1 protein-coding gene and 1 pseudogene are annotated in these 2,410 nt (G+C 43.6%); one reads left to right on the forward strand and one right to left on the reverse strand.

Annotated elements, in window-relative coordinates; genetic code table 11:
• Positions 1-685: pseudogene (locus F6K20_RS34295) on the reverse strand (lamin tail domain-containing protein); the annotation flags it as partial.
• Positions 686-1,635: 950 nt separating this feature from the next.
• On the opposite strand from F6K20_RS34295, the gene F6K20_RS34300 reads away from it, so the two are divergent.
• Positions 1,636-2,052, forward strand: coding sequence for a helix-turn-helix domain-containing protein (locus F6K20_RS34300; protein ID WP_008177630.1), 417 nt, complete (start codon positions 1,636-1,638; stop codon positions 2,050-2,052).
• Positions 2,053-2,410: the final 358 nt, after the last annotated feature.

Consider the following 2,410-nt stretch of genomic DNA (forward strand, 5'->3'; position numbering starts at 1 on the left):
TCATTTGTAACGTGACAACGTTGGGATTATTCGGTCCTTCATTCCCTCGTAAGTCATACTTGTAGCCGAGAAAATTTACTCGCTGATTTTTTTCATCTAGGTAGAATTTTACCCATGAATGGTAACCAGAAATGGTGCCAAGAGTTTCTCGTTTATCTCCAGAGCGGATATTGTATTTTCCTTCCCCAACAAATACATGCTCAAAGCCAGAAGCGAAGTGAGTTGATTTGCCCTTGTAGTAATTGGTGTAGTGTTCAAACCAGATTCGCTGTAGCTTGATTCTAAATTGCTGCTCCGAAAGATTTTCACCTAACTCTTCGTTAATATAGTTTCGGGCAAGTTGGATCGGTTTGGTAGAGAGAATCAGAGAAATAAAATCTAATTGCTCATGTTCTTCTTCCTCAGGAGTAAATTCTGGGTCAAGAGAGCGGATGGCGTAGTTATCTAAGAGTTTAATGAAACTGCTATAGGTGCGGGTTTCATCGAACAATTTGTCTTCATTAACTTTATAGAATAAGGGTCGGGTAGCTAAGTCGATTTCACGTTGACCGCTAGCTTTGACCTGCTCATCTAATAGAATGTCAGCAGTTTCGTCTTCCCATTCTCCGGAGCTAGTGCGAGTGCTAACCGAGAATTGGTTTTCGTCACTTTCCCAAATTTGTTGATAAATATTGGTTTCGCTCATGTCTCTATTTTTTAAGTCAAATGATCTAAAGGTTGTTGAGGATATCTATGCCAAGTTGAATGATTGACGGTCAACGGTCAACGGTCAATAAATCTATCCTAGGCTCACTATTTTCAGGAGACAGTACCCTTGAGGGTACTTTTTTCTTGCTCCTGCGGGGTAGTTTCAAATCTGATTTGTAATTATACTCAAATCTTGCACCATTATCAATAAGCTTGGTTCATGTCGGGTGGGCAGTGCACCAGACAGATAATCAAGCTTGCAAAGCGCTTTGGTAGGCACTGCCCACCCTTGGTTCATGTCGGGTGGGCAGTGCACCAGACAGATAATCAAGCTTGCAAAGCGCTTTGGTAGGCACTGCCCACCCTACTGCTTGGTTCATGTCGGGTGGGCAGTGCACCAGACAGATAATCAAGCTTGCAAAGCGCTTTGGTAGGCACTGCCCACCCTACTGCCCACTACGATTAATGACTGAAGCAGGGGGTAGTTTCAAATCTGATTTGTAGTTATACCAATTCTGTAAATTACAGCTAGAGATCAATTTCGTCTCCCCATTTCCCCCATCTCCCCGCGCCCGATCCTGATTGAGATGGCGACAATGCAATAGTTTTACAACACCTACACCACCGATTAAACTCGCTTAACCCACTACACCCACTCCGGCTACTTTTTGTTACCACAATGCAATAGTTTTACAGCACCCACTAAACCCATTACTCCTATTTAGTCTACTACTCCTATTGCTAGCACTCCACCCATCCTTCCCCCGATACTCCTTAAGATGGCGACAATGCAATAGTTTCAAAGCGCCCACACCACATATTTAGCTCACTTAACCTACTCCACCCACTCCAGCTCCTTGCGACAATGCAATAGTTTTTCTAATCCCTTGAATCTTCTCCAAAATGTGGTTATAATAATAGTATCGTTAAAGCAATGGTTATTGCCTCATGATGATTTCTACCGCACAAGCCGCTGAATTACTGGGTGTTTCTGCCACTCGGGTTCGTTTCCTTCTGGGCAAGGGCAGAGTCAAAGGAGCGTATAAGGTGGGTAGAACTTGGGTGATTCCTCTGTTTGATGGCATGCCAGTGGTCACCCCTGGCACTCGTGGACCAAAGCGGAATTGGTCAAAGCGTACAAATTACACGAAGGCTGTGATCCACGTTAATCAGAAAGTCATTCGCCAAAATCACAACACCGGGGAACGCAATCCAGTGATTACGGTAAAACGAGGCTCTAAAAACATTTACGGTCATACGGTAGAAGTCAATGGCCCTTGTCGGGTGATGTATCGCCCTGATAATCCGCTACATTGTGGCGCAAGGGTGTGGATTGAGACTATCTCGGATTTTCAAGTTATCTGAGCCAAGACTTTCACGGGGTGACAAGCAGCTTGAAAGCATGAACCAGCGAGGTTTGAATCACATCGACCAAGAGTAAAAAGCGATTTTTTTGATCATTTTCATAAAAATGGCAGGTATAGCATTTTTATTTGAGATGTAAACCTAAGAGGTATTTTTTTATCCAATAAAACTCCGTATATCTTTCCCCTCTTGCCTGCCCCCCTTACTAGATACCGTTGGCGAAATTAATATTTGTTTACACAAGGGTAGCAGATGGGTAACTTTAAGTTCATGCTCCCCCAGAATTGGGGGTTGGGGGGCTATAAAGACTGCTGTCTTCAGGCTGATATTTCTAAATGTTAAATTCGCCAGCAGTATC

Origin of the sequence: Moorena sp. SIO2C4 (assembly GCF_010672485.1) — a bacterium.
GTDB lineage: Bacteria > Cyanobacteriota > Cyanobacteriia > Cyanobacteriales > Coleofasciculaceae > Moorena > Moorena producens.

Excerpts from the sequence above, each read along its gene's own strand:
- F6K20_RS34300 (WP_008177630.1), top strand. The coding sequence starts at position 1,636 with ATGATGATTTCTACCGCACAAGCCGCTGAATTACTGGGTGTTTCTGCC.